Origin of the sequence: Streptomyces enissocaesilis (assembly GCF_039533765.1) — a bacterium.
Taxonomy (GTDB): Bacteria; Actinomycetota; Actinomycetes; order Streptomycetales; family Streptomycetaceae; genus Streptomyces; species Streptomyces enissocaesilis.
Genome location: NZ_BAAAUD010000056.1, coordinates 144,505 through 168,506, shown reverse-complemented (window position 1 = coordinate 168,506; position 24,002 = coordinate 144,505). Strand labels below are relative to the sequence as shown.

General features: G+C 72.9%; 22 protein-coding genes. 10 read left to right on the top strand and 12 right to left on the bottom strand.

Going from position 1 to position 24,002, the window contains the following annotated elements:
• Positions 1–261: 261 nt before the first annotated feature.
• Complete coding sequence (locus ABD374_RS29415; RefSeq protein ID WP_344499263.1) at positions 262–2,007, top strand: PucR family transcriptional regulator; 1,746 nt, start codon at positions 262–264, stop codon at positions 2,005–2,007.
• 296 nt (positions 2,008–2,303) lie between these two features.
• The gene (locus ABD374_RS29410) at positions 2,304–3,077 is read left to right on the top strand and encodes a hypothetical protein (RefSeq protein ID WP_344499261.1); all 774 of its coding nucleotides are present in this window, start codon (positions 2,304–2,306) and stop codon (positions 3,075–3,077) included.
• Positions 3,078–3,156: 79 nt separating this feature from the next.
• Here the strand turns inward: ABD374_RS29410 and ABD374_RS29405 are convergent, their stop codons facing one another.
• The gene (locus ABD374_RS29405) at positions 3,157–3,891 is read right to left on the bottom strand and encodes a GntR family transcriptional regulator (RefSeq protein WP_344499259.1); all 735 of its coding nucleotides are present in this window, start codon (positions 3,889–3,891) and stop codon (positions 3,157–3,159) included.
• Positions 3,892–4,013: 122 nt separating this feature from the next.
• Here ABD374_RS29405 and ABD374_RS29400 point away from each other — a divergent pair, with 122 nt between their 5' ends.
• Together ABD374_RS29400 and ABD374_RS29395 are read left to right on the top strand one after the other, a co-directional pair.
• On the top strand, positions 4,014–4,895 hold the full coding sequence (locus tag ABD374_RS29400; protein ID WP_344499257.1) for a (2Fe-2S)-binding protein: 882 nt from the start codon (positions 4,014–4,016) through the stop codon (positions 4,893–4,895).
• Between the two features lie 193 nt (positions 4,896–5,088).
• Positions 5,089–6,141 (top strand): DUF2637 domain-containing protein, encoded by a 1,053-nt coding sequence (locus ABD374_RS29395; protein ID WP_344499255.1) that lies wholly within the window; start codon positions 5,089–5,091, stop codon positions 6,139–6,141.
• Between the two features lie 23 nt (positions 6,142–6,164).
• On the opposite strand, the gene ABD374_RS29390 is transcribed toward ABD374_RS29395, so the two are convergent.
• The 3 genes from ABD374_RS29390 to ABD374_RS29380 all read right to left on the bottom strand — a co-directional run bounded on the left by ABD374_RS29390 (position 6,165) and on the right by ABD374_RS29380 (position 9,060).
• On the bottom strand, positions 6,165–6,668 hold the full coding sequence (locus ABD374_RS29390; protein WP_425577385.1) for an ATP-binding protein: 504 nt from the start codon (positions 6,666–6,668) through the stop codon (positions 6,165–6,167).
• A 141-nt stretch (positions 6,669–6,809) separates the two neighbouring features.
• Positions 6,810–8,600, bottom strand: coding sequence for a protein phosphatase 2C domain-containing protein (locus tag ABD374_RS34750; protein WP_425577384.1), 1,791 nt, complete (start codon positions 8,598–8,600; stop codon positions 6,810–6,812).
• 289 nt (positions 8,601–8,889) lie between these two features.
• Positions 8,890–9,060 (bottom strand): hypothetical protein, encoded by a 171-nt coding sequence (locus tag ABD374_RS29380; protein WP_344499251.1) that lies wholly within the window; start codon positions 9,058–9,060, stop codon positions 8,890–8,892.
• A gap of 203 nt (positions 9,061–9,263) precedes the next feature.
• On the opposite strand from ABD374_RS29380, the gene ABD374_RS29375 reads away from it, so the two are divergent.
• Both ABD374_RS29375 and ABD374_RS29370 read left to right on the top strand, forming a co-directional pair.
• Positions 9,264–10,277 carry a helix-turn-helix domain-containing protein gene (locus tag ABD374_RS29375; RefSeq protein ID WP_344499249.1) on the top strand — a complete coding sequence of 338 codons (1,014 nt, stop codon included), beginning with the start codon at positions 9,264–9,266 and terminating at the stop codon, positions 10,275–10,277.
• A 60-nt stretch (positions 10,278–10,337) separates the two neighbouring features.
• Positions 10,338–10,820 (top strand): DUF456 domain-containing protein, encoded by a 483-nt coding sequence (locus tag ABD374_RS29370; RefSeq protein ID WP_344499247.1) that lies wholly within the window; start codon positions 10,338–10,340, stop codon positions 10,818–10,820.
• A 170-nt stretch (positions 10,821–10,990) separates the two neighbouring features.
• Here ABD374_RS29370 and ABD374_RS29365 read toward each other — a convergent pair whose 3' ends face one another.
• From ABD374_RS29365 to ABD374_RS29340, 6 genes are all read right to left on the bottom strand, one after another.
• Complete coding sequence (locus tag ABD374_RS29365; RefSeq protein ID WP_344499314.1) at positions 10,991–12,361, bottom strand: DNA-3-methyladenine glycosylase 2 family protein; 1,371 nt, start codon at positions 12,359–12,361, stop codon at positions 10,991–10,993.
• Positions 12,362–12,544: 183 nt separating this feature from the next.
• On the bottom strand, positions 12,545–13,669 hold the full coding sequence (gene rsgA / locus ABD374_RS29360; protein WP_344499245.1) for a ribosome small subunit-dependent GTPase A: 1,125 nt from the start codon (positions 13,667–13,669) through the stop codon (positions 12,545–12,547).
• A gap of 300 nt (positions 13,670–13,969) precedes the next feature.
• A complete protein-coding gene (locus ABD374_RS29355) occupies positions 13,970–14,980 on the bottom strand; it encodes an alcohol dehydrogenase catalytic domain-containing protein (RefSeq protein WP_344499243.1) in 1,011 nt (336 codons plus the stop codon).
• A gap of 39 nt (positions 14,981–15,019) precedes the next feature.
• Positions 15,020–16,246: an MFS transporter gene (locus ABD374_RS29350; protein ID WP_344499241.1), complete on the bottom strand. Its 1,227-nt coding sequence runs from the start codon at positions 16,244–16,246 to the stop codon at positions 15,020–15,022.
• 40 nt (positions 16,247–16,286) lie between these two features.
• A complete protein-coding gene (locus tag ABD374_RS29345) occupies positions 16,287–16,967 on the bottom strand; it encodes a class I SAM-dependent DNA methyltransferase (RefSeq protein WP_344499239.1) in 681 nt (226 codons plus the stop codon).
• Positions 16,968–17,008: 41 nt separating this feature from the next.
• Positions 17,009–18,238 (bottom strand): aromatic ring-hydroxylating oxygenase subunit alpha, encoded by a 1,230-nt coding sequence (locus ABD374_RS29340; protein WP_344499237.1) that lies wholly within the window; start codon positions 18,236–18,238, stop codon positions 17,009–17,011.
• A gap of 515 nt (positions 18,239–18,753) precedes the next feature.
• On the opposite strand from ABD374_RS29340, the gene ABD374_RS29335 reads away from it, so the two are divergent.
• The 3 genes from ABD374_RS29335 to ABD374_RS29325 are packed head-to-tail and all read left to right on the top strand — an operon-like array spanning position 18,754 to position 20,811.
• Positions 18,754–19,374 carry an LmbU family transcriptional regulator gene (locus ABD374_RS29335; protein WP_425577387.1) on the top strand — a complete coding sequence of 207 codons (621 nt, stop codon included), beginning with the start codon at positions 18,754–18,756 and terminating at the stop codon, positions 19,372–19,374.
• Positions 19,371–19,562: a ferredoxin gene (locus ABD374_RS29330; protein ID WP_344499233.1), complete on the top strand. Its 192-nt coding sequence runs from the start codon at positions 19,371–19,373 to the stop codon at positions 19,560–19,562. The genes ABD374_RS29335 and ABD374_RS29330 overlap by 4 nt, the downstream gene beginning before the upstream one ends.
• A 10-nt stretch (positions 19,563–19,572) precedes the next feature.
• A complete protein-coding gene (locus ABD374_RS29325) occupies positions 19,573–20,811 on the top strand; it encodes an NAD(P)/FAD-dependent oxidoreductase (protein WP_344499231.1) in 1,239 nt (412 codons plus the stop codon).
• Positions 20,812–20,839: 28 nt separating this feature from the next.
• Here ABD374_RS29325 and ABD374_RS29320 read toward each other — a convergent pair whose 3' ends face one another.
• Positions 20,840–21,304 (bottom strand): MSMEG_6728 family protein, encoded by a 465-nt coding sequence (locus ABD374_RS29320; protein ID WP_344499229.1) that lies wholly within the window; start codon positions 21,302–21,304, stop codon positions 20,840–20,842.
• Between the two features lie 288 nt (positions 21,305–21,592).
• Positions 21,593–22,627: an enoyl-CoA hydratase/isomerase family protein gene (locus ABD374_RS29315; protein WP_344499312.1), complete on the bottom strand. Its 1,035-nt coding sequence runs from the start codon at positions 22,625–22,627 to the stop codon at positions 21,593–21,595.
• Positions 22,628–22,891: 264 nt separating this feature from the next.
• Between ABD374_RS29315 and tdh the strand changes: the two genes are divergently transcribed.
• Positions 22,892–23,920 (top strand): L-threonine 3-dehydrogenase, encoded by a 1,029-nt coding sequence (gene tdh / locus ABD374_RS29310; protein WP_344499227.1) that lies wholly within the window; start codon positions 22,892–22,894, stop codon positions 23,918–23,920.
• Positions 23,921–24,002: the final 82 nt, after the last annotated feature.

Sequence of the window (24,002 nt, the reverse complement as noted above, 5' to 3'; positions counted from 1 at the left end):
GACCTGGTCGCTCTGAGCAGTTCTGGGTCGCTCTGGGGCGTTCATCTGCTGTTCACGTGGCTTGGCCCCAGTACACAAGCCGGGCCTCTGCCTGGTGCAGTCACCGAAACCATGAAGGAGTTGGCTGGTGGCCACTCGCGTCTTGTAGATTCGAACGAAAGGCGGGGACTCGGTGACCCCACGGTTTTCTTCGGGAAACCACAAACCCATCGGCACACCCACCCCCACTGGCAACAACGAGAGACAGATCGGCGGCGACCCATGCGGCTGCGCGCACTGCTGGAGACCGACGCGCTGGGCCTGCGGCTGCTCGGCGGCGAGGACGAACTCGACCGCACCGTGCGCGGTGTGATGACCACGGACCTGCGGGACCCCAGCCGCTACCTGTCCGGCGGCGAGCTGGTGCTCACCGGCCTGGCGTGGCGGCACTCCGCCGAGGACTCCGAGCCCTTCGTACGCATCCTGGCCGGCGCCGGCGTGGTCGGCCTGGCGGCGGGCGAGGCCGAGCTCGGCGCCATCCCGAACGACCTGGTCGAGGCGTGCGTGCGCCACCGGCTGCCGCTCTTCGCGGTCAGCGAGGCCGTCGCCTTCGCCACCGTCACCGAGTACGTGGTGCGCCAGGTGTCCGGAGAGCGGGCCGGTGACCTGGCGGCCGTCGTCGACCGGCACCGCAGGCTGATGACGTCGGGCCCGACGGGCGGCGGCCCCGAGGTGGTGCTCGACCTGCTCACGTCCGACCTGGACCTCCGCGCCTGGGTGCTCTCGCCCACCGGCCGCCAGATCGCGGGCGCCGGCGACCCGCTGCCGCCGGCCGTGGGAGCCGCGCTCGCGGGCGAGCACCTGGCCGCGAGCCGCACCGGACGCCGGGCGCCGCACCGGGCCGCCGTGCGGGGGACGACGTACTCGCTGTTCCCGATCAGGGGCGCCGGGCGCGGCGCCGCCGCTGCCGCCGCCGCTTCCCGCGACGTGCGCGAGAGCGTGCTCTCCGACTGGCTGCTGGCCGTGGAGGCGGACGCGGGCGACTGGCCCGCCGCCCGCCTCGACCTGCTCCAGGGCGTGACCCAGCTGATCGCCGTCGAACGCGACCGGCGCGACGCGGCCCGTACGGTACGGCGCCGCCTCGCCCAGGAGGTCCTGGAACTGGTCCAGACGGGTGCGGCCCCGGCCGAGATCGCGGCGCGCCTGCGGGTCGCCGCACCGGTGCTGCTGCCGGGCCTCGGCTCGGCGCCGCACTGGCAGGTGGTCGTGGCACGGGTCGACTGGCAGGAAGGGGGAGCGGGCGGTGCCGGCGGTCCGGCCGCGGCGATCCAGGCCGGGCCCGTCGCGCAGACGCTGCTGGAGGAGATCCTGGTCGATCCGGCGGTGGCGGGCTCCGACTCCTCGGACCGGATCGCGGTGGCGCACGCGGGCGACGAGGCGATCGCGCTCGTACCGCTGCCGGCGTCCGCGCCGGACGGGGACGACCCGGACAAGGACGGGGCGGGCGGTGAGGGCGCGTCCGGCCCCCGTACGGGTCTGCACGCCGACGTACTCCTCGAGGCGGTGCGCGAGCCGCTCTCGGGCGGCCTCGCCGAGGACGGACGGCTGACACTGGGTGTCAGCGCGGCCGTGCACTCGGCGGAGGGGCTGCGCGGCGCGCTGGAGGAGGCCCGGCACGCCCGCCGGGTCGCTGCGGCGCGCCCCGGCCGAGTCTGCGCGGCGGGCCACCACGAGCTGGCGTCGCACGTGCTGCTGCTGCCGTTCGTGCCCGACGACGTGCGCAGGGCGTTCACGGCGCGGCTGCTGGATCCGCTGCGGGACTACGACCGGCGGCACCGGGCGGAACTGATTCCCACCCTCGAGGCGTTCCTCGACTGCGACGGTTCCTGGACGCGCTGCGCGGCCCGGCTGCATCTGCACGTGAACACCTTGCGCTACCGGGTGGGCCGGATCGAGCAACTGACGGGCCGCGACCTGTCGCGTCTCGAGGACAAGCTCGACTTCTTCCTCGCCCTGAGGATGAGCTAGCGCACGCGCGAGGGGGCTCCGCCGCGAGGGAGCCCCGCCGTGCCGACGAGCCGGGGCGGGCGGCCGGCCCCGGTCGGTGCCGAGGTCGCCGGTACCCCGGTACCCCGAACGGATGAAGCCGGCGACGACCGCGGCTCCCGGTCCACCGGCTGCCCCAAGCGGCAGATTGTGAATTCGTTCACCTGACCCCTTGGCCCGGGGTGCCATTCCGTGCTGAGATTCGCCCACTACCGCACGACCGGTACTCACAGCTCAATGACGTGCTGCTCGGGGAGGGCAATGTGGCGCATACCGCCATGTCTGGTTCCGGAACGACCGCAGAGGACGGAAGCCCGCTCCAGACCGCGGTATGGCGGCTGCGCTCGCGCGGCTGCTGGACCGACGCCGCGGCCCTGCTCGAACCGCATGCGGGCGCCGCCACGACCCCTGCCGCCGCGCTCCAGCGGGCCTCGCTGCTCGTCGAGCGCTGCCTGTTCACCGCGGAGGGCTGGGCGGAGGCGGAGGACGCCCTGCGTACGGCGGAGGCGGTGGCCCGGAGCGACGACGAGCGGGGCGCGGCGGCGTGCGAACGCGGTCACCTCGCGTACGCGTCGACGGTGCTCGGCGTCCGCGACCGCGCCGACGAGGCACGTTCCGCGCTCGGCAGAGCGGCCGCGCTGCTCGCCCCCACGGCGCCGGGGCGCCCCCTGCTGGACTTCCGCCGCGGCCTGATCGCGGAGCACATCTCCGACTCCCCGCAGTCGGCCCGCGCCGCCTACCGCCGCGCCCACGCGGGCGCCACGGAGCACGGCGAGACGCTGCTGCTGTCGTTCACCTGGCGCCACCTGGCCGGACTGTCCCTGCGCGACGGCGAGTTGGCGGACGCCAGGCACGGCTTCGCCGAGTCGCTGCGGATACGGGAGGAACTGGGTTACCTGGTGGGCACGGCCCCGGCCCTGGCGGCCCTGGCAGAAGCGGAACCGGAGCCCGAGGCGACACGCCTGCGGGCGGAGGCGGGCCGCCTGTTCCGGCTGCTGGGCGGCGTACCGACCTGGCTGGCGGCGCAGCTCTCACCACCCGCGGTGGCGTAGGGCGGGCGGCTCCCGGCCCCGGCCCTGCGGTGCGGGCCGGTGGTCACCGTCCCGGGCGCGGCCCGGGAGGGCCCGGCCCTCAGCGGTCCGCGCCCGCGAAGTGCTCGCGGACCAGGGACTGGACCACTGTCAGGTCCTGCGCCGCCAGGGCGTCCAGCAGGGCCAGGTGTTCCGCGGCGTCCGCCAGGAGGTCCGCCCGGCGGCCCAGGGGGTCGCCTGCGAGCAGGGGCCACTGGGAGCGGCGGTGGAGGTCGTCCGCGACGGTGACCAGCTGGCGGTTCCCGGAGAGGGAGAGGACCGCGCGGTGGAAGGCGCGGTCCGACTCGGCGTACGCCGCCCGGTTGCCCGTCGCCGCCGCCGCCGTGGTGGCTTCCGCCAGGGGGCGCAGTTCGCACCAGCGGCCGGCCGGGACCGTGAGGGCCAGGCGGAGCATGACCGGTACTTCGATCAGGGACCGCACTTCCGCCAGCTCGGCCAGTTCCACCGCGCTGCGGACCGTGACGCGGAAGCCGCGGTTCGGGACGACCTCCACCGCGCCCTCCAGCGCCAGCTGCTGCATCGCCTCGCGGACCGGGGTCGCCGAGACGCCGAAACGGGCCCCGAGGGCGGGGCCCGAGTAGACCTCGCCGGGGACCAGCTCACCGGTGACCAGGGCCGCGCGCAGGGCGTCGAGGACCTGGCCGCGGACCGAGTGGCGCCGGACGGGGCGGGGGGCCGGGGGCTCGCTGTGCGTGTGCTCGCCGCGGGCCTGTGCCGGGGCGCGTGCGGCAGGTATCCGCCCGTACGCGGCCTCGCGCGGTCTGGCCTGCTCCATGTGGATCCCTCCGGTGCGTGTCCCGTATGCACGATAAGCGGCCGGGGTGACAGTTCAAATACAGAGAAGATCGGGTAAGGTAAGGCTTACCTGCAAACGATCGCGATTCGGTGGTCCCCTGCATGACCGTCACCACGCTTGTCCCCGGCGTCGCCGCTTCCCCCGTCGCGGTTTCCTACGCCCGTCTCACCGAGGTCTTCTCCGGTCTGCGCGTCACCGAACTGCGCGACGGCGAGCGGGCGCCCCGCGGGGACGGCTGGGTGGGCGCGGCGGAGCTGGCGGCCGGCGGCGACGCCCTCGACACCTTCCTCGCCTGGGACAACGCGCAGGTCCTGCGCGACTACGGTCAGCAGGCCCGCCCCGACGTCATCGCGAGTTTCGGTCTGCACCGGTACGCCTGGCCCGCCTGCCTGCTGGTCACCGTGCCGTGGTTCCTGGACCGCCGGGTGCCCCGCGTGCCCGTCGAGGACGTCGCCTTCCAGCGGTCCCTGGGCCGCATGACCGTACGTGTGCGGGAGTTCGCCTGCCTGCCGGACGATCCGGCCGCCGCCCTGCCCGGCGCCCGCGTCGTACCGGACGAGGAGGCCCTGCGCGGCGAGGTGCGGGAGGCCGTCGCCGAGCACCTCGGCCCGGTGCTCGACGGTTTCGGACCCCGGATGCGGCGCGGGAAGCGCGCGCTGTGGGGCATGGCGACGGACGAGATCGTGGAAGGGCTCTGGTACATCGCGCACCTGCTCGGGGAGGAGCGGCGCGCCATGCGGGAGCTGGAGGAGCTGCTGCCGGGCACGGCCAAGCCGTACGCGGGTACGGCCGGCTTCCGCGAACTGACCGGGCCGGACGACGAACCGCTGCCGACCCGCGACCGGGCGAGCTGCTGCCTCTTCTACACGCTGCGCCCCGAGGACACCTGCGTGACGTGCCCCCGTACGTGCGACGCCGAACGCGTACGGAAGCTGAGCGAGGAAGCCGCGGCGACAGCGGCGTCCGCGGTCGCCACGGCCTGACGGCACGCCACCCGGACGGGTGGCGTAAATCGAACCCAACTGCCCTCACCAGCACGGTGGTTCGACTGAATCGCACCTATTCGCATGCCCTGGCACTCCCATGGCGTTCTCTTGCACCGAAAGCCTCTTCGGGCCACTTCGATTCCGCCAATATGGCGCCCGAGACGCCCTACCGCGATGCAAGGGACACCGCATGAGACTGACCGACATATCGCTGGACTGGCTGCTTCCGGGTGGCGTGATGCTCGTGGGGGTCCTGGCGGCGGTCGCGGTGCTCGCGCGCGGCAAGCGCGCAGGCGGCAAGGCCGCGGCCGACGACTCCTGGGAACGCACCGAGGAACGGCGCAGGCGCAAGGAGGCGGTCTACGGGATCGCTTCGTACCTGTTGCTCTTCTGCTGCGCGGCGGTCGCCGCCGCACTCTCCTTCCACGGCCTGGTCGGCTTCGGCCGGCAGAACCTCAACCTCTCCGGCGGCTGGGAGTACCTCGTCCCCTTCGGCCTCGACGGCGCCGCCATGTTCTGCTCGGTGCTCGCGGTGCGCGAGGCCAGCCACGGTGACGCGGCCCTCGGTTCGCGCCTGCTGGTGTGGACGTTCGCCGGTGCGGCCGCCTGGTTCAACTGGGTCCACGCGCCCCGGGGCCTGGGCCACGCGGGCGCCCCGCAGTTCTTCGCCGGGATGTCGCTGTCGGCCGCGGTGCTGTTCGACCGCGCGCTGAAGCAGACCCGCAGGGCCGCGCTGCGCGAACAGGGCCTGGTGCCGCGCCCGCTGCCGCAGATCCGGATCGTACGGTGGCTGAGGGCGCCCCGGGAGACCTTCGGGGCCTGGTCGCTGATGCTCCTGGAAGGCGTACGCACGCTGGACGAAGCGGTCGAGGAGGTGCGCGAGGACGTACGCGAGAAGGAGCAGAACCGCATCCGCCGGCGCGATCACCAGAAGCTGGAACGCGCCCAGTTGAAGGCCATCAACCGGCAGCACAGGGCCTGGCGCGGCCGTGGTGGCGGCCGGCAGGTCGAGATCCCGGCCCTTGCCCCCACTCCGGGCTCCGCACCGCCGCAGGCCGTCGCGGAGCCTGCCATAGCAGAACCCGGGCAGCTGCCGCTTCGGCCAAGGCCCTCCCTACAGGCCGTGAAGGGCGCTGAGGAGGTGACGACCGTCGACCTCACCGCCGAGGACGACACCCAGGCTCTGCCACGGCTCGACTCCCTTGAACGCAAGCTCAAGGACCTCGAGCAGCAATTCGGCTGAGCCGCGGCGGCGGGCCGGGGCGGTTACACCGGCCCGCCGCCCAGGTCGAGTTCGAACCAGACCACTTTTCCTACGCCGTGCGCCTTCACGCCCCACGCGTCCGCGAGCGCCTGCACCAGGACGAGGCCCCTGCCGTGCGTACCGTCGTCGGCGATCGGTACGTGCAGCTGCGGGTGGCGGGTGGCCAGGTCCCGCACCTCGACCCGGAGCCGGGAGGCGGCGACGGTGACCGTGACCTCCGCGTCCTGTTCCGTGTGGACCAGGGCGTTGGTCACCAGCTCGGTGGTCAGAAGCTCGGCGACGCCCGTACAGTCCCGGCCGTTCCGGTCGCCCCCCTCACCCCGGTCTTCCTGGTCCTCCCGGTGCCGCAGCAGGTCGCGCAGAGCGCGCCGTACCTCCGGCACCGCTGTGAGATCCGCATGCCGCAATCTGCGCCGCAGATGAATGAGTGCCCCCTTTCCCTCCGCCCGTGCTTGCGACGGCCCTCGCGCGGCGGCACCGCGGCCGCCCGCCTGTTGCCCTGTCATAGCCCCCACCCGCACGTCGGATCGGCCCTTTCTCTCGAACAGGTTCACGGGATGCATGCCCCGCTCCCGCGATAGCACTCATGCCCGTTCCATTTGCCGGCCGGGCGGTGGCAGGCATGTGCCGGGGGCCGGATGACGCCGTCACGCCTCCCAGACCGCGACCGCCGTCCGGTCGTCGGCGTACCCCTTCACCCTCAGGCAGGTGTCCATGAGGTACTCGGCGAGGCCGGGGGGTTCGGCGGAGGCCCAGCGCCCGGCGAGTTCCCCGGCGAGGGCGGGCTCGCCGCGCAGGGGACCGGCGAGGCCGTCGGTGCACAGGAGGAGGGTGTCGCCCGGGCGGGCCACCGAGGCCCGGAAGCGGAAGGGCTCGGCGGGCGGGAGTGTGCTCTCGACGTACGGGGACGGGGGTGTCGGAATGCCGAGGTCCAGGGTGAGGCNGGCGGCGGGCTCGGGGGCGGGGGGTTCGATGTCCTGCCAGGCGCCGCCGCGCAGCCGGAACAGACCTCCGCCGCCGATCCCGAAGAAGACCCTGGTGCGGCACCGGGGGTCGGTGGGGAGGAGGAGGCAGCGCAGGCTCGCCGTGTACTCCTCGGGTTCCAGGCCGAGTTCGGACGCGCGGGCGCGCAGCTTGCCGTAGCTGTGGTCGGTGAGGCGGTGCAGGCCGGACTTGAGGTCGCCCCTGCGGGCCGCCCTTATGTCGTCGGCGAGGCGGGTGTGGCTGCGGCCGACTGCCTCGCCGATCCGGCGGCAGGCGTCGGCGGCGGCCAGGTGCGCGCTCTCGGTGGCGCGGGTCCCGCAGGCCACCGCGACCAGGACGAGCCCGTCCTCGCCTCGGCCGAAGCGGGCGGTGAGCAGCGCGTCACGGCGGGGTTCGCCGCGGTAGCGGGCGGAGTCGCCGCGGACGGAGGCGGCGCGCAGGGTGTATGTGCCGTACCGGGCGCCGTCGAGCACGGTGTCCGCGACGAGGGTGTCGAGCGCGTGCGGGTCCGCGGCGGGCAGGGCGGCGGGCGCGGCGTCGTAGGTGGGCGGCCGGTCCCCGACGAAGCCGGCACGGGGGCGGTCCCGGTCCTCCCCGCTGCCGGTCCCGGCGGTCTCGGGCGGCCCTCCGGCGTACGGGGGCGCAGACCGCGGCCCGGTCTCCGGGGAGGTGGGGGGCGTGGGCCGCCGGCCGTCCGGCGGCGCGGCGTTCGCGGACTGCGGCCGGTCCGGCTCCCGTCGGGCCCGCGGTGTCCGGGGTACGTCGGGCGGCTCCCAGGGGGCACGCTGCCGGGATGGGGCGGAAGGCCCGGGCGGGCGGGCGGGAGCGGGCGGCGCCGGTGGTTCCGGCGGCTGCGGTGCGGCTGCGGGGGGAGCGGGTGACGGCGCCGGTGGTGACTCCGGCTGCGGCTGTGATTCCGGTTGCGGCCGGCGTGCCTCGGGCGGGCTCGGGGCCGGTCCCGACGCCGGCGGAAGCGGTGGCTCCGCCGGTGGAGACTGCGAAGGCTGCGGAGGCCGGGGCGGCCCCGGGGGCGGTGCCGGCGGAAGCGGCTGTTCTGCCGCCGGGGCCCGGTGCTGCTCCTCCGCCGCCGCGGTGGCCTGCCCCACCGCCCGCCAGGGCGGCGGCTCCGGGGCCGGTTCGGGTTCCCGTGCCCCCGGCGGGCTCGGAACCGGGTCCCGGGTCGGTGGGGGCGGTGGGAGCGGAGGGCGGTCGTCCGCCGCGGGAGCGGGCTCCGGCCGCCACGAAGGCGGCAGTTCCGGAGGGCGCGGGGCCGGGAGCGACCGCGGCGGTGGGGGCGCGGGCGATGGCGCCACCGTGTCCGCCGCGGAGTCGAAACGGTCGTCCAGGGTGTCGCCCGTGGGCGCGGGGCCCGTGTCCGGGATGGTCTCGTCGCCGTACAGCCGGCTCCACCACTGGTCCTCGTCGGTGGTGCGCCTCTCCCCCTGCTGGCTCATGCCCCTTATTGTCCACCGCTCGGGCCGTACGAAAACGGGGCATCGGGAAAAGAAGTCCGCCGGACGATCCCCCCTCCCCCACGGGAAGGACGCCCGGCGGACAGCTTTCGGCGGACGCGCGTCCACGGCCGCCGTCCGACCGCTCGGCGATCTCGGCCTCGGCCTCGGCCCCGCCGTCTTCGTACGCGTACGACAGCTTCCCTGTGCGATAAGTGCGGCCCGAGGTGGGCGGGCCGTCCTCGGGGAGGGCCAGGCCAGGCCAGGCCAGGTCGGGTCAGGTCAGGTCAGGTCAGGTCAGGTGGCAGACGTACGGGCTGCCGGCGGTGGCCTTCCAGCACAGCGTGACCGGTCCGGCGGCCGGCGCGTCGAGCGGTCCCCGGGCCGCGGACGGCGCGACCACGGTGACAGGGAGGACGGCGGTGGTCGCTGTCCCCAGTGCCGTGTGCGATACCGGGCGCATCGCTTTTCCCTGTCGAATCACTCACAAAAGCACTGTTTCCGGAGGCTGTTGATGCTGCGGTGGCGCCACATTGGCAGAGTGACGGGAGGTGGAGGGATGATGCGTGCGGCGGGTTTACGCCGTGGCCGCTTCCCGCCACGAGCCGTTGGGCAAGAGCGGGGAGACGGTACGGGATCGAAGCGTCCGGGGAGGGGTGCGGAGGAGTGCTGGGAGCCATTGGTCTGGACGAGGCACAGGAGTCGACGTACCGCGCGCTCGTCGCACTCGGCGCCGCGGAGGTCCCCGACCTCGCGCACCGGCTGACGCGTTCCGAGGCGGACACGGAGCGCGCGCTGCGCCGCCTGGAGCGCCGGGGGCTCGCCGCCCAGTCGTCGGCCCGTACGGGGCGCTGGGTGGCGGCGCCGCCCGGGGTCGCGCTGGGCGCGCTGCTCACCCGGCAGCGGCACGAGCTGGAGCAGGCGGAGCTGACGGCGGCGCTGCTCGCGGAGGAGTACCGGGCGGAGGCCGCCGAGCCCGCGGTGCACGATCTGGTCGAGGTGGTGACGGGGGCGAGCGCCGTGGCGCACCGCTGCGTACAGCTCCGGCTCGGCGCGGCCGAGGAGGTGTGCGCGCTGGTGACCGGGGATCCGATCGCGGTCACCGGTACGGACGGCGAGGCGGAGGAGCGGGCGCCGGCGCGCGGCGTGACGTACCGGGTGGTGATCGAGCGCGCGGTACTCACGCTGCCCACCGGGATCGCCGGGCTGTCGGCGGCGCTGGGGCGCGGGGAGCAGGTCCGGGTGGTGGAGGAGGTGCCGACCAAGCTGGTCGTCGCGGACCGCACCACCGCGATGGTGCCGCTGACGGGGCGCGGCGCGGAGCCCGCGGCTCTGGTCGTGCACGCGAGCGGGCTGCTGGAGTCGCTGACCGGGCTCTTCGAAGCGGTGTGGCGGGAGGCGCTGCCGCTGCGGCTCGGGGCGGACGGGGCGGTGTCGGAGCAGGGGCTGCCGGGACCCGATGCCACGGATCTCCAGGTGCTGTCGCTGCTGCTCGCCGGGATGACGGACGCGAGCGTCGCCAAACAGCTGGAACTGGGCCTGCGGACGGTGCAGCGCCGGGTGAAGGGGCTGATGGAACTGGCGGGCGTGACGACCCGGCTGCAGCTGGGCTGGCATGCGTACGAACGGGGCTGGGTGGCCAGGCACCGACCGGTTCGCGGGGGCGTTCTCCCGGGGTGAGCAGGAGCAGCGCGGGCCCTCCGGCCTGCACAGACGGCCCGGGTCCCGCACCCTGGACAGATGGGCGTGTGGCAGCTCCTTCTGGTCGGCCTCGTCATGCTGCTCGGCCTGCTCGGTGTCCTGGCGCCGGGCGTGCCGGGGCAGGCGATCGTCTGGGCGGCCGTGCTGTGGTGGGCGCTGGACGAGAAGACCACGCTCGCCTGGGGCGTACTGATCGGCGCGACCGCGCTGCTCCTGATCGACCAGGCGCTCAAGCCCCTGCTCCCCGCCCGCCGCCCCCGCGAGTCGGGCGCTCCGCCGCGGACGCTCGTGGTGGGCGGGATCGCCGGGATCGCCGGATTCTTCCTGCTGCCGGTGGTGGGCGGGATCGCGGGGTTCGTCGGGGGGATCTACGGGGTGGAGCGGGCGCGGCTCGGCAGCCACGGCGGCGGCTGGGCTTCGACCCGTACGGTCATGCGCGCCGTCGGGTACCCGGTGCTGGTGGAACTGTTCGCGTGCCTGCTGGTGGTCGGCGCCTGGGCGGGCGCGGTGTTCTGGGGGTGAAGGTCTGCCCGGGGTTCTCGCCCTGGGTTCCGTCCCGAGGTCCGTCCGTCCGAAGCCCTGGGCCGGTGTGCCGGTGTGCGGGACGAGGCGCGCGGGGAAGGCCGGCGCCATGACCGCGTTCGGCGAGGCCGAGTCGTCGGGCCGGGCCGCACAAGAGAGTACGGGGGGCGTTACGCCGTCCAGAGATGGCGCATCGCGTACGACCGCCAGGGCCGCCACGCGTCGGACCCCGTTCCGGCCGGGAAGCCCTCGTCCTCCGGCGCCACGTCGGGATCGCCGAGCGCCCTCATCCGGATCAGCGCGGCCGTCCGCGCGCCGACGCCGGGCAGGGCGCGCAGGGCCCGCTCCGCCTCGTCGCGGTCCGCTCCCGGGCCGAGGCGTACGACGCCGTCGGCGAGCGCGGCGGCGAGTCCCCGCAGCGCCGGGTCCCCGGCCCCGGTGAGGGCGCCCGGCTCGGGGAAGACGTGGGTCAGCGCGCCGCACGGCTGGTCCAGGACCTTCCCGTACGCCTCGACGAGCCCGGCGGCGGCCTCCCGGCCCACCAGCGCCCGCACCGCGAACTCGTCGGGATCCGCCGCGCCCGGCGAGCGCAGTCCGGGGCGGGCCGCGACCAGCGGCGCCAGCGCCGGGTCGGCGGCGAGCCGCTCGTCGACGGCGTACGGGTCGGCGTCCAGGTCGAAGAGCCTGCGCAGCCGCTGGACGGCGGTGGTGAGGTCGCGAAGGTCGGTGAGGTGGATCCGGGCCTCCAGCCAGCCGCTGTGCGGCGCCTCGTCGACGGCGGCGATGCCCGTTCCGTACGGCAGGCGCAGGGTGCGCCGGTAGGTGCGGGCGCCGGGCCCGCCGAGCATCTCCTCGACGCGGGGCACGGCCTCTCCGGCGAGCAGGTCGAAGACCTCCCTGGCGGCGTACGCCCCGCGGTGGGCCAGGCGCAGCGGAATCCCGACGGCGAGGACGGGGCCCGCGCCGGAGGAGCCCGCGGCCCTGGCGCCGGACTCCGCGCGCAGGAGGCTGGGGGTGCGGGCGTAGATCTGACGGATCGTGTCGTTGAACTGCCGCACGCTCGCGAAGCCGGAGGCGAAGGCGATCTCCGTGACGGGCAGCCGGGTGGTCTGGAGGAGCACCCGGGCGGTGTGCGCGCGCTGCGCGCGGGCGAGCGCGACGGGCCCGGCGCCCAGCTCGCCGGTCAGCTGCCGCTGGACCTGGCGGGTGCTGTAGCCGAGCCGGCCCGCGAGGCCGGGCACGCCTTCGCGGTCCACGATCCCGTCGCCGATCATCCGCATGGCGCGGCCGACGACGTCGGCGCGCGCGTTCCACTCGGCGGAGCCCGGTACGGCGTCGGGGCGGCAGCGACGGCAGGCCCGGAAGCCGTTGCCCTGGGCGGCGGCCGCGGTCGGGTAGAAGCGCACGTTCTCGCGCTTGGGGGTGACGGCGGGGCAGCTCGGCCGGCAGTAGATGCCGGTGGTCACGACGGCGAAGAAGAACTCCCCGTCGAAACGCGCGTCGCGGCTGGTCACCGCCTCGTACTTGCTGTCCTCGTCCATCATGTCCTCCAGTGTGCGCCGGCCGCGCAGGGCCGGCTGGCGGAATTCGGACGCGGCCCCGAACGGCGGGAAGTGGCCGCGAGCGGCACGGCCGCACCCGTCCGGGGGCCGGGGGCCGGGGTGCGGGGCAGCGCTCCGCGCGGCGGAGCCGCATGCCCCGGCGCCGCCCCGACCACCTGCCGCCTACCGCCTGCCGCCGCCCCGCTTGGCTTCGGAGTTGGCCCGCCCCTGCGCGGACTTCAGCCGCCACTCGCGTCCGAGTTCCGCGCGCAGCCTCGCGTCGGTCTTGGCGACGATGCGCCGGTTCTCCCGCAGCAGTTTGCGGTAGCTCTCCAGCCTGCGCCCGGGCAGTGAACCCTCCTCCAGCGCGGCCCGCACCGCGCAACCCGGCTCCGTCTCGTGCGCGCAGTCGTGGAACCGGCACCGGGCCGCCAGCTCCTCGATCTCGGCGAAGACCTGCCCGACGCCGGTCTCGGCGTCCCACAGCCCCACGCCGCGCAGTCCGGGCGTATCGATGAGCACTCCCCCGCCGGGCAGGGCGAGGAGGTTGCGGGTGGTGGTGGTGTGCCGGCCCTTGCCGTCGATCTCACGGATGGCCCGCACCTCCATCACGTCCTCCCCCAGCAGGGCGTTGGCCAGCGTCGACTTCCCCGCGCCGGACACCCCGAGCAGCACGCTCGTACCGCCCGACACGACGGCGGTGAGCACGTCGATGCCGTCGCCCGTCGCGGAGCTGACGGGCAGCACCTGCACGCCGGGCGCGGTGGTCTCCACGTCCTCGACGAGGTACGAGAGCCCGGTGGCGTCCGGCACCAGGTCGGACTTGGTGAGGACCACCAGCGGCTGGGCGCCCGATTCCCAGGCCAGGGCCAGGAACCGCTCGATCCGCCCGAGGTCGAGTTCGGCGGCGAGCGAGACCGCGATGATCGCGTGGTCGACGTTGGCCGCGAGGATCTGCCCCTCGGACCGGGTGGAGGAGGTGGAGCGTACGAACGCGGTGCGGCGCGGCAGGTACGCCCGTACGAACCGGGGGTCGCCGACGGGGTCGACTGCGGCCCAGTCACCGGTGCAGACGACCCGCAGCGGATCGTGCGGAGTCACATAGGCGGTGTCGGCGCGGACGATGCCGTCGGCGGTGAGGACGTCGCACTGGCCGCGGTCGACCCGTACGACACGGCCGGGCAGCAGGCCCTGCGCGGCGTACGGGGCGAACTCCGCCTCCCACCCCTCGTCCCAGCCGTGGGAGGCAAGGGGGTGACGAGTGTCGGAAGCGGAAGCGGAAGACGTGTGGAACGAAACGTCGGACAAGGGAAACCCTTCACAGGGTGGCCCCGGCAGCGCGCTCGGCGCGTGAGAAGAAGAGTGGGTGTCAGCCGGAGGCCACGGGGGTGGCAACGATGATGAACTCCTGAATGCGGGCCGTGCCCGTCACCGTGACAGTCATCAATGTCCTCACCTCCTGCTTCCTCTTCCTCAACGAACAGCACTGTCCCCTCGGGGAGGGCACACGGCCGCACCCCGGAACGAGCAGAACCATAACCTCGCCCGAGAACGGGGTGCCAGTGATTAACGGCCGGTGAGTTCCCGCGGCTCGGGGCTCGGGGCTCGTCAGGGAGTGACCACGATGTTGCCCACGAAGTTCTTCGCCATGAACTCCTTCTGCGCGCTCACCAGATCGGCCAGGGGGTAGGTGCGTGCCAGCAGCGCTCTGAGCGCGCCGCCCTGGATGAGCGCGACAAGTTCGGTGAAGTCCTCGTGGGAGCCGAAGGAGGAGCCGATGAGCTCGACCTGCTTCAGGTAGAGCCGGCGCAGATCGACCTCGACGACCGGGCCGGCTATGGCGCCCGCGGTGACGTACCGTCCGAGCGGGCGGACGACCTCGCCGAGCAGTTCGCCGAAGAGGCGTCCGCCGACCACGTCGGCCACGACGTCGATCTCCTCGGCGACACCGGCCGGGTCGAAGTGCTCGCGGGTGAGGACGCGGTGCGCGCCGACGCGCGCGACGGCATCGGCCTTCTCCGCCGTGGTGACGGCGACGACCCTGGCGCCGCGCGTGGCACAGAGCTGGACCAGCGCGGAGCCCACTCCCCCGGAGGCTCCGGTGACGAGCACGGTTTCCCCCTCGGTGACGCGGGCCCGGCGCAGCATCCGCAGTGCGGTGAGGTAGGCGGTGGGAAACGTCGCGAGTTCCGCGTCGCCGAGGGGGCTCCCGACCGGGTGCGCGTTGGCCGCCGGGACGGCGACGAACTCGGCGTACCCGCCGTCGGCTTCGCTGCCGAGGTAACGCGGGGTCACCAGTTCGCGTTCGCCGCCCGTGTAGAGCATGGGGTCCACGAGGACGCGCTCCCCCACCCGTGTCTCGGGCACGCCGAAGCCGGTCTCCTCGATGTACCCGGCGACATCGGCCCCCTGGATCCTGGGGAAGTCGAGCGGCTCTCCGCTCCATCCCGCGAGCGCGTCGGCGTCCCCGTCATTGCCGTACGCGCCCTCACGGGTCCAGATGTCGGTGTTGTTGAGGCCCGCGGCTGCCACCCGCACCACCACTTCGCCGGGGCCGGGACGGGGATCGGGAAGGTCGGCGCGGAATTCGAGCTTGTCGAACCCGCCGAACCCTGTCACGACAACGCCTCGCATGGCTCGGTCTCTCCCGGGGGTCGTTCACGGCGCGGGGGTTCCCGCCTGGTGGGGGTCGCGCGCGCCGTCGCCGGGGTCCGGCGTGGACCTGTTCTCGTTGACGGCCCGCCCGGGGCGTAGGAAGGCGCCGAGCACACCGATCCCGGCGCAGGCGTAGAACGCGGCCCGGCCCCCGGCGGCGTCGGTGAGCGCACCGGCCAGCGGCGCCCCCACGGCTTGACCGGCGGCGATCATCAGGAAGGAGACCCCGACACCGAAGGAGGCACGCGCCGAATAGATCCGGGTGCTCCACAGCAGCACCAGCCCGCACAGACAGACGTAGCCCGCCCCGAACAGTCCTCCGGCGGCGTAGACGGCGATCACGGACTCCGGCGCGAGCGCCAGCAGGACCGTCGAGGCCGCCATGACGAGCATGACCACGGTCCAGGACCGTGCCAGTCCGGCGCGCGCCACGAGGTCTCCGCTGAGCGCCCCGACGAAACCGGCGGCGCCCAGCACGGTCCACATCGTGGTCGACACCAGACCTCCGGCTCCGCCCTCGGTGGTGACGAGAGCACGTCCGAAGGTCCATACGGCGACACTGCTCAGGCCCATGAAGAACGCGCCGAGCACCAGCAGCGCGGTGCCCCGGACGAGGCCGCGCTCCTGGGAGTCGGCGCCGCGCTCGGAGGTGGTGAACGGGACGGTCAGCCGGATCCAGAGGGTGACCGCGGCCGCCAGTACCGAGAACACCGCCCAGGCCCAGCGCCACTGGTCCAGCAGCAGGAAGGCGATCGGCCCGGAGATCAGGACCCCGATGCCGGTGCCGGCGTTGACCACGCTCTGCGCGCGGTCCTGTGCGCCGGAGCGGACCCAGCGGCTGACGGCCGCCGCCATCGGTGGCGAGGCCAGTCCGGTGCTGGAGCCGGCGATGAGCACACCGGCCGCCAGAACGGGTGTGGAGGGCGCCAGCGCGACCATCGCGGTCCCCCCGGTCGCCACGAGTCCGGCGGCCGTCGCGATCCGGCGGGCACCGACGCGCTCGGTGAGGAACAGGCTGAGCACGATCGCGAGGCAGTAGCCGATGTAGCTTCCGGAGCCAATGATTCCGGACACGGTGGGGGTGATGGTGAAGGCGTCCTGGAACTCCGGCGCGAACAGCCCGTAGGCGAACCGCGCGAATCCGTAGCAGGTGCCGATGAGTGCGGTGCCCGCACACACCAGGCCCCAGCGGGCACCGGTGGCCTCCCGGTCCGGGGTGAGCATGGCCATCACCGCACTCCCGCCTGGAGAAGAACTGTTCCGAACGCTCCTACCGGTCCTTGCTCAGCACCCAATATTTCGCGGCCTCCTCATCGATGTAGGGCCCGTTCTCCTCGGTCCTGAGCAGGCTGATTTTTCCGGTTTCGGCCAGTTCTCCGAGGTGTTCGGAAAATCCCGACCGGTGCAGATAGCTGAGCCGGGTGCTGATGATCAGCACACCGCCGGGACGGACGACTTCCACGAGGTGGTCGAGCGCACGGGCTTCGACGTGTCCGACAGTGAACACACCGCAGCACACCAGCAGATCATAGGTTTCAGGTTCCACGCATTCCACGGGATGATTCAAGTCAATCCCGCCGGTCAAGTGACGGTAGGTTCCGGTGTCGCGCGCCCGGTCCACCATGGGGTGGCTGAGGTCTATTCCGTCGATGCTGCCGAAACCCGCCCTGGCGAGTTCCACGCCGACCAGGCCCGTACCGCAGCCCGCGTCGAGAACGGTGGTCCGGGAGCGCTCCGCTTCTTCCGGGGTCACGTCGACGGCGAGTGCCGTGGTCATGGCGGGGCCCAGATATCCCTGGTCGGTGACGTCCGCGTCGTAGGATGCGGCCCAGTCGCGGTAGAAGTCGTCGAGATGGCCGGTATCGCCCGACAGGGAGTGCGAGCGCTTGATGACGTCGAAGCTGGTGTCGTCCTTCGCCCTGGAGAGACGGGGCCCGGCGTGAGTGGACATGACGAAATCCCTTTCGGCGGTCGGCACACGAGGTGGGCGGTTCAGGACACGAGCGTGGTGGCAGCGGGCCCCGGCAGGCCGACATGCGTCCTGATCAAGGTCTGGAAAGCATTGATGTTGCGTTCCATGTGGCGCGAGAGCAGAGGGTGCGGGAAGGCCGGGGACTGCATTCCCGCCTGCATCCGCTGGATGATTTCCCAGTCTTCGTCGTTGACCTGTTTCCAGTTCTCCAGTGTCTGGGCGCGGTGCGGTGCGAATTTCTCCGCGTGTGCGCCCTCCTCGCCGACGAAGTAGAAGTGCAGGTGTTCGACGGTCTTGCCGGCGCTCACCGGTTCCAGCACCCAGGCGAAGAGGTGATCGGGCATGACGCCGATCAGGAAGGTGGGGTAGACGCTGAAGTACTCCGCCTTGATGTTCTCCTTGCCGTCCCGCATCGGCCAGCTCGGCAGGCGCTTCCCGTGGAGGGGTTCGGGCTGGTAGCGGCCCTGCCCTATGCCCAGCAGACGGTCGCTCAGCTGGATCTGGTACCGCTCGGAGAAGGGCGAGTAGGTGTTGAGCGTCTGGTGGATGAAAGGAACGTGATAGCTCTCGAGGAAATTCTCGACGATCAGCTTCCAGTTCGCGTCGAAGTCGTACCGCATGGAGCTGCCGTACGTCATCGAGCTCAGATCGTAGTCCGCCCACCGCTGTTCGAGTTCGCTGATCTGTTGCGCGAACGACTCGGGCATGGCCGAGAAGTTAACGAACACGAAGTCGAGCCATTGCGCGACAGCCACTTCCTTGAGGCCCAGCTTGTTCTGCTGCCGGTCCGGGAGATCGGTGGCGTTGACTCCGGCGAAGTGCTTCGTCCAGGACAACTCGCCCTTGAGGTTGTACGTCCAGGCGTGATAGGGACACACGATCGTCTTGCGTTCTTTCTGCATCTCGCACACCAGTTGACTGCCCCGGTGGCTGCAGACGTTGTGGAACGCCTTGAGTGTCCCCTCTTCGTCGCGCACCACGAACAGGGGAACGCCCTGCACCGTGACCGGGACGACGTCCCCGGGCTCGGAGACATGGCGGGCGAACGTGGCGAACATCCAGGACACGCTGAACAAACGCCTGTTCTCGACCTGCAGGTATTCCTCGGTCGTGTACGCGGCCTTGGGCAGCACCGCGAACTCGGTCATCTCACTCGGGTCCGCCTCCGCGGTGACAACGGACCTGGCCAGATTTTCGGTCTCGGTGGGTATCGCATTTCCACCCGCCGAGGTTTCGGACACGTCGGACACGAAGGTCCCTCCAGAATTCAGGACGAAGCCTCCGCCGACTTCCGTCGACGGCCGCTTCGGTCATGGAGTGGTCATCAACCGTGCTGCTCGGCGACGGAGGGTGTCAATGGCGGGACGGCTCCCCGATTCCTCCCCCAAGCCCTTCTCCGGGCCCCGCACACGCCGTAAAGCGCAGGCCACCGAGCATGTACGGCCGGCCGTCAGGCGTGCGGAAATGTCCCGCCGGCGGGACGTCCCGCCGCGTCCGTCTTCACGGCGGTGGCGAGCCGTGTCCCCGTCCGGGCACCCCATTCCCCGGACGCGCCTTCCGGCGCAGTGAAAAACGTTCAACCACTCCGTTTGATCTTCGGGACCGGGGGCAGCCGGTACTTCTGTCATGAGTCCGTCGGGGTGAGGAGTTGCTCATGCGCACTGCCAGGACGACCCGGGACCGCACGGCCGCTCCCCCGGCGCGGTTACCCCCGGCCGGTGTTCCGCACAGAGGCACCGGCCATGCGACCTCGGGCGGCCGGATAGTGACCACACGGGTCGGCCTGCTCATGTCTTCCGATCTCAGCCTCGACGACTGGGCCACGGCCGGGCGCAAACTGGCCCGGATAGCGGATTCGACGTCATGGTGTCTGGGCGACTGGCTCGCCCACGGCCAGCTGCGCTTCAGCGGCCGGTACCAACGCGCGGCCGCGGAGATCGGGCTCGACACCCAGACCCTGCGCAACTACGCCTGGCTGGCCCGCAAATTCGCGCACGAACGACGCCGCCCCGGCCTGAGCCTCCAGCACCACGCCGAGGTGGCCTCGCTGCCCGTACCGGAACAGGACCACTGGCTCGACCTCGCGGAGAGAGAGCGCTGGTCGCGCAACGAGCTGCGACGCCGTATCCGCGAGGCGCGGCGGGCGACCGCGGCCGAGAAGCCGGCCGTCGACACCGCCGATGCCGCCGGACCCTCCTACCTGCCACGACTGCCGGTCGCGCTGGAGGAGCTGGCCCGGTGGCGGGAAGCGGCGGAACAGACGGCCACCGACTTCCACACCTGGGTCGTACGGACCCTGAACGCCGCGGCCCACGGCGAAGCGCACGACGGCGGTGGGCAGCCCCCCGAACAGATCCGACTCGCTCCGACGGAGGAGAACCCGTGAAGATCGTCGTCAATTGGGACCGGTGTCAGGGCATAGGCGTGTGCGAATCGGTCTCTCCCGACAGGTTCGAGGTCGACCAGGACGGCCAGTTGGTCGTCAAGTCCGAGACCGTTTCGGAAGGGCAGGAGAAGGAGGCGCGCGAGGCCGTCGCCTCGTGCCCCAACGAAGCGCTCTCCCTGGAGAGTTGAGGGATCGGCGATGACCGGGACACTGGTCGTGGTCGGAGGTTCACTGGCCGGGCTGCGGGCGGTCGAGGCCGTACGCGGCGACGGATGGCAGGGCTCGGTCGTCCTGGTGGGTGCGGAGGAGCATCTGCCGTACGACCGCCCACCGCTGTCCAAGGGGTATCTCTCGGCTGCCGGGTGCGCCGATCCGACGTACCGCGACGAGCACAGGCTCACCCATGAGCTCGGGGTCGAGCTGATGCTCGGCACTCCGGCCTCCGGGCTCGACGTCGAGGCGCGGACCGTGGCCGTCGGTGAGCGGGAGGTCGGCTACGACGCGCTGGTCCTCGCGACCGGCTCGTACGCCCGTGAGCTGCCCGGGACGGAAGGGCTCGGCGGCGTCTTCACCCTGCGCACCCTGGACGACGCGCGGGCGCTGCGGGCGGCGCTGCGCGAGGGCAGCCCGAGACTGACGGTGGTGGGCGGTGGGTTCATCGGCTCCGAACTGGCCTCCGCCGGACGCGCGCTCGGCCTCGACGTCACCCTCGTCGAGAGGTCCCCGACGCTGCTGGTGCGCGCGATCGGCGTCTCCATGGGCGAGGCCCTCACCCGGCTGCACGAACGCCGTGGCACCCGGGTGCTCACGGGGGTCCACGTCGAGGAGGTGCTGGGCGAGGGCCGCGTGCGGGCCGTGCGCCTGTCCGACGGCAGCGAGATCGGGACCGACGTGCTCGTGGCCGGGGTCGGCGCGGCGCCGTGCACCGGGTGGCTCGAAGGGTCGGGGCTGACCGTCGACGACGGGGTGGTCGCCGACGCGAAGCTCGCCGCCGCGCCGCGCGTCCATGTCGCGGGCGACATCGCCCGGTGGCCCAACGCGCTCTTCGACGACGTGCTCGACGGTCCGATGCGGTTGCAGCACTGGACCACCGCGGCGGAGCAGGGCGCGCGCGCCGCCCGCAACGCGATCGCCCCGGAGCGGGCACAGCCGTACGAGACCGTCCCCTACTTCTGGTCGGACTGGTACTCCAGCCGGATCCAGTTCGTCGGGGTGTGCGGGGCCGGTACGCACGAGGTGCACGTCGAGGTGGTCGCGGGCGATCCCGCCGACGGCGGCCCGTTCACCGCGCTCTACCGCGCGAACGACCGGATCATCGGCGCCCTCGCCGTGGACATGCGGGCCGAGGTGATGAAGTACCGGCGGCTGATCGGGCAGCGCGCCCGCTGGGCCACGGCCGTCGAGTTCGCCGAAACGCGGCGGCGGAAGGCCGGGTAAATGCCTGCCTCGAAACCCCGTCGCCGCTCTACGGGCGGTCCGAGCCCGGCCATACGTACGGCAGGTCGCCCGGCACGCCCGGGAAGCGGGCTTCGTAGAAGTCCGGGTCCTTGCGCACCAGGGCCGACCGGTGGCTGCGGTGGAAGTCCGGGTCGCCCAGCCAGGGCGGCAGGTCGCCGTCCTCGGCGAGCCGGTCCTGGAGGCGCACCGCCGCGCCGGGGCGGTGCGCGGTGAAGTCCGCCACCATGGTGGCCGCGCAGGTGTCGCGGTGTCCCCGCGCCGTCCACAGGCGGCAGATTTCCAGGCCGTACCGCATCAGGGCCTCGTCGTAGCCGGCCCACATCCGTACCGCCGGATGCCGTGCCCAGCCGTACCCGGGGACGGTCAGGCCGCGCAGGACCTGGAGCGCCTCGACCCGTTGCTTGCCGAGCCGTCGCGGGTCGAGCACCGCGGCGGACGCCGAGAAATCGGAGAACGGCAGGAAGGTCTGCACGGGCCTCCTGTTCCGGTCTGTTCTCTGTGCTCCGGACCCGTTCCGGTCCCGTTCCGGTCCACGGCCGGGCGTGGCGTGTCCGCCGTTCCCCAGGATCTCAGAGCGGCCCCCGGAGGGCACACCGGAACGCGGCCGTGCGGGCGGCCCCGCACCGGGCCCGCGGTCCGGGGGCGCACTCAGCCGGCGCGGCCCGCGCTCAGCCACCGCGCGGGCAGGTTCCGCGCGCCGCGCGTGTGCGATCGCCGCGTGGGGGACCTCGATGCCCGCCGCCATCCGGACGTGCGCGGATCACGTACGGTCCGCTTCCTCCCGGAGCGGGGCGAAGAAGCGGGCCACGTCTTCGGCCGTGACCTCCGCGAGGGCGGGCGGTGACCAGCGCGGGGCGCGGTCCTTGTCGATCACCTGGGCCCGGATGCCCTCGACCAGGTCGGGCGAGGACAGCGCCGCGCACGAGACGCGGTACTCCTGCTCCAGGACCTGTTCCAGCGTGGCGAGTTCCCCGGCCCCGCGCAGCGCTGCCAGGGTGACCTTGAGCGCGACGGGCGACCTGGCGAGGATCGTCCCGGCGGTCTCCCTGGCCGCCGGTTCACCGCGGGCGAGGAGCCGGTCCACGATCTCCTCGACCGTCTCTGCCGCGTAGCAGTGGTCGATCCAGTCGCGGTGCGCGGCCAGTCCGGCCTCCGGCGCGTGGCGGGCGTACTCCGACAGCACCTCCCGCGCCGGGTGCGTCGCGAGGTCCGCGAGGAGGGCGGGCAGGTGCTCCGCCGGTACGAAGTGGTCGGCGAGCCCGCACAGCAGCGCGTCCCCCGCACCCACCGCCGCCCCGGTGAGCGCCAGGTGCGTGCCGAGCAGGCCGGGGGCGCGCGACAGCAGCCAGGTGCCGCCGACGTCCGGCACGAAGCCGATGCCGGTCTCGGGCATGGCCACCCGGGAGCGTTCCGTGACGACGCGGACGCTGCCGTGGGCGGAGACTCCGACACCACCGCCCATCACGATGCCGTCCATGATCGCGACGTACGGCTTGGGGAAGCGGGCGATGTACGCGTTGAGCCGGTACTCGTCGCGCCAGAACGCCGCCGAGGCGCCGCCGCCGGTCCGGGCGTCCTCGTAGATCGACCGGATGTCCCCGCCCGCGCACAGGCCGCGCTCCCCCGCCCCGGTGATCACCACGGTCGCGACCTCCGGGTCCCGCTCCCAGGCCGTGAGGGCCCCGGCGATCCGGTTCACCATGGCGTGGTCGAGGGCGTTGATGGCCCTGGGGCGGTTGAGCGTGAGGTACGCGGCGTGCCCTTCCGTGCGCAGGAGCACGGGGTCGTCGGTCACGGTCATCGGGGTTCCTTCCGGGAGGGCGGGACCCGGGACCGGCGGGATCCAAGGGTCACGGACGGTCTTTTCTATACCGGCGCGGTTCCGGTCCGCCGGGCGGGCGGGTGTGCAGGGGGGCGGTCGCGTACCCGCGTGAAGCTGCGCTGTTGGCCCGGTTAAGAAATCCTCGATGGACCGCGGGGCCCCGGGGCGTCAGATTGGTACGCGTCCGCGATCACCCGTACCCGTACCCCGTACCCCGTCCCGCCTGGAGCCGCAGCCATGAAGGCACTTGTCAAGCAGTACGCCGAGCCCGGGCTGTGGCTCATGGACGTGCCGGAGCCGGAGACGGGTCCCGGTGATGTGCTGATCAAGGTGCTCCGTACCGGCATCTGCGGCACGGACCTGCACATCAGGTCCTGGGACGGCTGGGCCCGGCAGGCCGTCTCCACCCCGCTCGTCCTCGGCCACGAGTTCGTGGGCGAGGTCGCGGCCGTCGGCTCCGACGTCGCGGACATCGCGGTCGGCGACCTGGTGAGCGGCGAGGGGCACCTGGTCTGCGGGAAGTGCCGCAACTGCCTCGCGGGCCGCCGGCACCTGTGCCGCTCCACCGTCGGGCTCGGTGTCGGCCGCGACGGCGCCTTCGCCGAGTACGTCGCCCTGCCCGCGTCCAACGTGTGGGTGCACCGCACGAAGGTGGACCTGGACGTGGCCGCGATCTTCGACCCGTTCGGCAACGCCGTGCACACCGCGCTCTCGTTCCCGCTGGTGGGCGAGGACGTACTGATCACCGGTGCGGGCCCGATCGGCATCATGGCGGCGGCCGTCGCCCGGCACGCCGGTGCGCGCAACGTCGTGATCACCGATGTCAGCGAGTCCCGTCTGGAGATCGCCCGCAAGGCCGGCGCGACCCTCGCCCTCAATGTCGCGCGGGCGGACATCGCCGACGCGCAGCGGCAGCTGGGCCTCAAGGAGGGCTTCGACATCGGCCTGGAGATGTCGGGCCGGCCCGAGGCGATGCGCGACATGGTCGCCAACATGACGCACGGCGGGCGGATCGCGATGCTCGGCCTGCCGGCCGAGGAGTTCGCCGTCGACTGGTCGAAGATCGTCACGTCGATGATCACCGTCAAGGGGATCTACGGCCGTGAGATGTACGAGACGTGGTACGCCATGACGGTGCTGCTGGAGGGCGGCCTGGACCTCAGCCCGGTCATCACCGGCAGCTACGGCCACCAGGACTTCGACGCGGCCTTCGACGAGGCGGCGACCGCCCGCAGCGGCAAGATCATCCTCGACTGGACCGGCTGAACCCACCGCGCGGGGCCGCTTCCCCGGCCCGCCCTTCCCGCTGTGACACTTCGCGGCTCCGCCGCGTGAGGGGCTCCGCCCC